At 59.8% G+C, this 6,516-nt stretch carries 3 protein-coding genes and 1 pseudogene; 2 read left to right on the top strand and 2 right to left on the bottom strand.

The window, feature by feature from the left end; genetic code table 11:
• Positions 1-148 precede the first annotated feature (148 nt).
• Both ABJK70_RS18165 and ABJK70_RS18160 read right to left on the bottom strand, forming a co-directional pair.
• Positions 149-804, bottom strand: a pseudogene (locus ABJK70_RS18165) (IS1380 family transposase); the annotation flags it as partial.
• A 658-nt stretch (positions 805-1,462) separates the two neighbouring features.
• The gene (locus ABJK70_RS18160; RefSeq protein WP_347258689.1) at positions 1,463-2,557 is read right to left on the bottom strand and encodes an alpha/beta hydrolase; all 1,095 of its coding nucleotides are present in this window, start codon (positions 2,555-2,557) and stop codon (positions 1,463-1,465) included.
• 140 nt (positions 2,558-2,697) lie between these two features.
• Here ABJK70_RS18160 and ABJK70_RS18155 point away from each other — a divergent pair, with 140 nt between their 5' ends.
• Both ABJK70_RS18155 and ABJK70_RS18150 read left to right on the top strand, forming a co-directional pair.
• Positions 2,698-4,776, top strand: a complete 2,079-nt coding sequence (locus ABJK70_RS18155; RefSeq protein ID WP_347258688.1) for a thioredoxin domain-containing protein — start codon at positions 2,698-2,700, stop codon at positions 4,774-4,776.
• 309 nt (positions 4,777-5,085) lie between these two features.
• On the top strand, positions 5,086-6,300 hold the full coding sequence (locus ABJK70_RS18150; protein ID WP_347258687.1) for a phospholipase D-like domain-containing protein: 1,215 nt from the start codon (positions 5,086-5,088) through the stop codon (positions 6,298-6,300).
• Positions 6,301-6,516 lie beyond the last annotated feature (216 nt).

Here is a 6,516-nt window from a genome sequence, read left to right as displayed (position 1 = left end):
GCTACTGCGGTCGAGAGATCGTGGGAGGGTCTGCCAGAAGTCAGCCGAAGCCATAGTAGGTCGGTAGACTGAAGGGTCGAACCTGGTAGAACGCGAGTAGGCGAACAGACCTCGATGAAGTCAAAGAAGGCAGAAGCCCGTGAGACATCGGCCACGCCTGCCGCAAGCGCCTCGCCAGCAGCTTGATCACCGCGGCCGAAGCTCGGCGCCATCGATCCGGCTCGGGCGCAGCAAGCAGGCCAGCAGGGCCTGGCCGCAGAAAACATACAACGGCAAATAGCAGTAGTGGTCGTAGTAGCCGTGAAACTGGGCCAGTTCCTAGCCCCCGTGCAGCGGCACGTCGGAGGCGTCGACGTCGAGGATTAGTTCACGGGGCGCTCGAGATTGGCCGGCGATGAACTGCTCGAGCAGCACCCGGTTCAAGGCCACCACATCGGCACGCGTCGCACGGGTCTCCAAGCGGGAGAACGTGAGGCTGCTGGCCAATGCCGTCACCTTGCCCAAGGCCGTTTGCAGCAACGGATCGTGCCGTAGCCGGTCGTGATCGTTCAAGTCCTCGTACCCACAGCACAGGCCATAGAGCCGCTGGGCAACGAGGTCGCGCAAGGAATGAACAATCCGCTCCGGATCGCGGGGATCCGTCAGAACTTCTGCCACGGCTTTGGACAAGCCGAGGTACTGGTCTACTTGGCGCAACAGCCGCAACCCGCCATCCGAACTGACGGCACCCCCCGAAAAATTCGCCTCGATCACCCGGCGTCCGAGACGCCCAAATTCTATCGTTTCCGCGGTACGCTTTGGCATCGGCACAGCTCCCCACGAAATTGATTTCGCAATTTGATTTTATGGGGATTTCAACGCTGTGCCGACCTCTTCTTGGTGAAATATCCGGGCTAAGTACATTCCGCAAATATTTGCGGAATCTCGACAGATTGGCTTGATTGGCGGGGTTGTCCTGCAGGTTGCCTATGCCGCAAGACTTCCCTGAATGTACTTAGAGCGTTTTCCATCCCGGTGTACGGATTCGTGCCAGGAGGGGGGAACGTAGGTCGGCAATCCCTTGCCGACGTATCGGCTCGGCGAAGGGCTTTGTCGGAAGGGCAGCTCTGGCGCTCCCAGAGATGCCGTTTGCGATTGGGAAGGGATTGCCGACCTACATATCCGAATCCCTTACACCGACTCGGAAAACGCTCTAAACTCCTGTTTGGGACCCCATATCTTGAAGCTAGAGCCTCTGAGGTAGGGCTCCGCAGCGAGAGCTTGGGAGCCAGGAAAGACCGGGGTTTCGTAGGGTGGGTTAGGCGCACTCCGGCGTCGACCGGCCGTGGATCACGGCGCTTCGCGTGCGCCGTAACCCACCGGAGCAACGTTCGATGGCCTTGCCGCTTCGCTTTGGTGGGTTACGGTGCGCGCCTGACTCGCCGAGCGACACGCGGATGGATGGACGCGCACCTAACCCACCCTACGATCGGCAGGCAGGTTTCGGGACGTCCGTCTTAGCGGACGCATTACGAACCTTCTTCACCATGCCATTGCCCCCGCGGACAGTTGGCAACCCCGCCCGGCCCCTTTCGGTCATAGTGTCCACCGCGCGCCAGAAACGCTTCAGGATCGCGTTTCTTTCCATCATGATTTCGTGGCGTGCTCCTTTCAATAGCTGCAGCCGTCCGTTCGGCAGTCGGCGCGCGAAGCGTTTTGCCGCGTCGGCATCGACGATCCGGTCGTCGTCGCCGATCAGGATGGTCACGGGCACGTCGATGGACTCGGGGATTCCGCGAGCATTGAGCTTGGCGATCGAGGCGAATGCCGAACGCACCCAGCGATACGTCGCGCCGCGGCGCTCCAGCAGCGGATTGGATTTGACGAGTTCCGGCAAAACCCGGAAGCGTTCGGGATCGCTGGTCAGGGCATTGCCTTCAAACCGCCGCAATGACGGGAGATGATGCCGTTCCCCGGGGGCCTGTAAGTCCGCGAATCCCATGCCGGCGACGGCGCCGACCAGTATGGGCGCGAACCAGCGCGGCCAGCCCTTGGTTTTGAGGTCGATCATGGGCGCGCAAAGCAGTGCGCCGTCGACTTTCAAGCGCCGTTCGGCCATGAACCGCAAGGCGACATGCCCGCCGGTGGAATGGGCGATGACATATCGGTTGGCTTCCGGAACGCACCACACTTCCCGGATGAACAAGGCGATGTCTTCCAGATAATCGTCGAAGGATGTCACGTCGACTTTTTTCCGACCTTTCGAGAAGCGGTCCGACATCCCCTGTCCGTGCCAGTCGAACGAATAAACATAAAGGCCCCTGGCGGTAAGGCCTTCGACGATTTCGCGATATTTCTCCAGACATTCGGCGCGGCCCTGAAGCAGCAGCACGGATCCCCGTTTCAACGCATGGGCGGGGCGAGCGATACCGTAGCGGATGGTCGCTCCCTCGGCCGTCCGCAAATTCCCGACGAAGTCGAATGGCGTGGCGAACGGAAACGTACGCGTTGATCGCTTCGCCGGATGGGCAACGAATAAAGGTGGCTCTCCGTAAGAAGGAAATGATGTCGTAGCCACGATGATTCTTCCGCTGATCGAGTGTCAAACTAGTGTTAAGGTAAAAGCCTGCCACAAGCCTGAATGACGGACCGGTGGCAACCGTCCCTATAAATGAAAATTAACCCGCCGTACCCCGGCGCCAGAAAAGGTGCAGTCTCATGGACTCCATTCACAGAAACCGTCTGAGTTCCGAAACCAGTCCCTATTTGCTGCAACATGCCGACAATCCGGTCGACTGGTACCCTTGGGGCGACGAGGCGCTCGAAAAAGCCCGCAAGGAAGACAAACCGATCTTGCTGTCCATCGGGTATTCGGCCTGCCACTGGTGCCACGTGATGGCTCATGAATCGTTCGAGGACGAGGCGACCGCGGCGGTGATGAACGAGCTGTTCGTCAACATCAAGGTGGATCGCGAGGAACGGCCGGATCTGGACAAGATCTATCAGCTAGCGCATCAAATTATCGCCCGCCGTCCCGGCGGCTGGCCGCTGACCATGTTTCTCAATCCGCACAATCAGTTACCGTTCTTCGGCGGCACCTATTTCCCGAATACCGCTCGCTATCAGTTACCGGCATTCCGTTCCTTGCTGGCCCAGGTTGCCGAATACTATCGCCGACACAAACAAGATCTCGAGGACCACGGCAAGTCTTTTGCCGACATCCTGCAATCCATTAGACAAGCAGAAGGCTCGGAAGCTCCGGATGCCGGTGTCCTTATCCGGGCGGAGCGCGAGTTGGAAGCCAATTTCGACAGCGTCAACGGCGGATTCGGCGATGCGCCGAAGTTTCCCCAATTGTCCAATCTCGAATTTCTGCTGCGTTTATGGGGCCGGAACCCGAACGGGCATGCATCCGCTCTTCGCATGGTGACGACGACTCTTACCAAGATGGCGGAAGGCGGGATTTACGATCACATCGGCGGCGGGTTCGCCCGCTATTCGGTAGACGCCGCTTGGGAAATCCCCCATTTCGAGAAAATGCTGTACGACAACGGCGTTTTTCTGGCTCTGTATGCCGAGGCTTGGCGAGCGACCCAAGATCCTTTGTTCCGGAAGGTCTTGGAGGAGACGGCGGAATGGGCCGTACGGGAGATGCAATCGCCTGAAGGCGGTTTCTATTCGAGTCTGGACGCGGATTCCGAGGGTGAGGAAGGCAAGTATTACGTTTGGAATCGGGCGGAAATAAAAGACCTTCTTTCGTCCGAGGAATATGCGGTCGTGGAGCTCCATTACGGTCTGGATCGAAGCCCCAATTTCGAGGGCCATTGGCATCTGCACGTGGAAACGCCGCTTCGGGAGGTGGCCGCCCGTTTGGGCATCGATCAGGCGGAAGCCGAACGCCGACTGGCATCCGCGCGCGCTACCCTATTCCAGGCTCGCGAAAAGCGGATCACGCCGGGACGCGACGACAAGGTGCTGACGGCCTGGAACGGCTTGATGATCAAGGGACTGGCTTCCGCCGGCCGGTTGCTGGAGCGGAAGGATTGGATCGACGCGGCGGACCGGGCCTTCGAGTTTCTGCGCCGGGAGCTATGTGTCGAGGAAAGCCGGCTGCTGGCGACTTACAAGGATGGCAGAGCCCATTTGAATGGGTATTTGGACGACTACGCGTTTCTGCTCGACGCCGGTCTGGAACTCCTGCAATGCGAGTGGCGAACGGAGCGCCTCGATTGGCTCTCGAAGCTGGCCGACCAGCTTCTCGCCCGTTTCGAAGACCGGGAACAAGGCGGATTTTTCTTCACCTCGGACGATCACGAAGAACTGATCCAGCGGCCGAAAACGCTCATGGACGAATCGATGTCTTCGGGTAACGGCGTTGCTGCGCTGGCCTTGCTGCGCCTCGGCCATTTGGTGGGCGAGTACCGCTACACCGAAGCCGCTGAACGTACGCTGCGGGCCGCGATGCCGTCGGTGCGCCAATATCCCCATGCCCACGGTGCCTTGCTGAATGCCATGCTGGATTGGCTATATCCGCCGCAATTCATCGTGCTGCGAGGAAGGCCGGAAGCTTTTCGGCCGTGGATCGATGCGGTCCGTGATGCGCCGGCTGCCGGCGCGCAGCGCCTGGTGTTCGCGATACCCGCCGAGGAAAAGTCCTTGTCCGGCACTTTGGCCGAACGCAAGGCGGAGACGGGGGAAATTGCTTATGCGTGTTCGGGCATGACATGCCTCGCACCGATCCGCGCCTTGCCGGAGTTCAGGGATTTTCTGAGAACGTCTATCGGGACGACGTTATAGAGCGGGCTGGGTCTAATCGGATATGGTTTTTTGCTGGTGGACGAGCATTGTGTAGGTCGGCGATCCCTTGCCGACGGAGTTGCATGTCGGGACGCTGCGTCGGGAAAGGATTCCCGACCTACCTCGCGGTGCCGGTTCGTAGGTCGGCAATCCCTTGCCGACAGGCCGGCTTGGCCAGGGACTTTATCGGCAAGGGATTGCCGACCTACCTCGGGCGCTACGCCAAACCGGAACATGCTCTCTAGCACGCCCTTGCGTGGACCCGGCGCCAAACTTATCGGGAGTGTGTCATAAGCACGTTTTCGTCAAGTGAAGAAAATTAGGAGCAACCCCCATACCGTTTCATCGATTGCCGAGCTCAAGCCGGGGTCCGCCGCTGTCTATCGGCCCGATGCCGAGACGGAATCGCCGGTGGAGGAGCGGCTTTACGTTCGAGGGGATGAATTTTTCATCGATCTGGTGCGCGACATCAACGCGGCCGTCCGGGAGGTTCAGCTCGAGACCTATATTTTCGAACTGGACGCCGTCGGGCGCGCCTTCATTGCCGCGATGAGCCATGCCCATCAGCGGGGTGTCAGAGTCCGCTTCCTGGTGGATGGCGTGGGACTGCCGCTTGCCGGAGGCCGCTTGCTCGCCGCGCTCGAGGAGTCGGGATTTCCGTTCCGGATATTCCATCCGATTCCGTGGTTTTTCCGTCATTGGCGGCACATGGCGGGTGGCCGGGCGGTGCCGCCGCGATTCTTGCAGCTATTGACCCGGCTCAACAACCGCAATCACCGGAAGGTCTGCACAATAGATCGAAGGATCGCCTGGATCGGCAGTTTCAATGTCTGCGCGCTACATCTTCCGGTCGCGCACGGCGGCGAAGAATGGAGGGACACGGCGGTTCGCATCGAGAACATCGACACCCGGCCGCTCGAACAGGCGTTCCGGCGCGCATGGAATCCTTGGCGCTGGCATCCTCTCCGACACCGAACGTCACTGCGGTCTCCCTTCCGTCTGAACGACACCCGGCGCCAGCGCCGCGCGCGCACGAGGGAGCTCCTGCGGCGGATCGGCCGAAGCAAGCGGCGAATCTGGATCACCAACGCGTATTTCGTTCCGGACGAGCGTCTTCTGCACGAGATTAACCGAGCCGCGAAGCGAGGGGTCGACGTTCGCATCATTCTCCCGTCGATATCCGACATCTTTTTCATGCCATGGACCTCGGCGACGTTCTACGGCAGTCTGCTGGATCACGGGGTGAAAATTTACGAGTATCAGCCGGGCGTTCTGCACGCCAAGACCATCATTATCGACGAGTGGATGACGGTGGGTTCGAGCAATATGAATTCGCGGAGTCTACGGCACGATCTGGAAGTCGATTACGTGCTGCGTCAAGCCGGTACGAAGGCAGCCCTGGCGTCTGCGTTTCTAAGGGATTTGAAGCACTCCAAGGAAATATCGCCCGAGGCTTACCCGAACCGGCCGTTATGGCAGCGCTTTCTGGCGCATTTGGTTCTGTTCGCGAAGTATTGGATTTGAAAGGGCAGTCGTCGGCAAAGGATTGCCGACCTACGTCTGCGCCGCCAAGTAGGTCGGCAATCCCTTGCCGACGCAACGGGTTCGTCGGTAAGGGACTGCCGACCTATATCTACACCTGTAGGGTGCAGCGGGTGGACGAACCGCACCGATCACGACCGGCGAGATTCCTTGTCGCAGAAAATTGGTCGGCGCGTTTCGCGCACTTCCAGGAGCCGG

Origin of the sequence: Methylocaldum sp. (genome assembly GCF_039794385.1) — a bacterium.
Classification (GTDB): domain Bacteria; phylum Pseudomonadota; class Gammaproteobacteria; order Methylococcales; family Methylococcaceae; genus Methylocaldum.
Note: the sequence above shows the minus strand (reverse complement) of the source record. Positions and strands in the feature narration are given on the sequence as shown.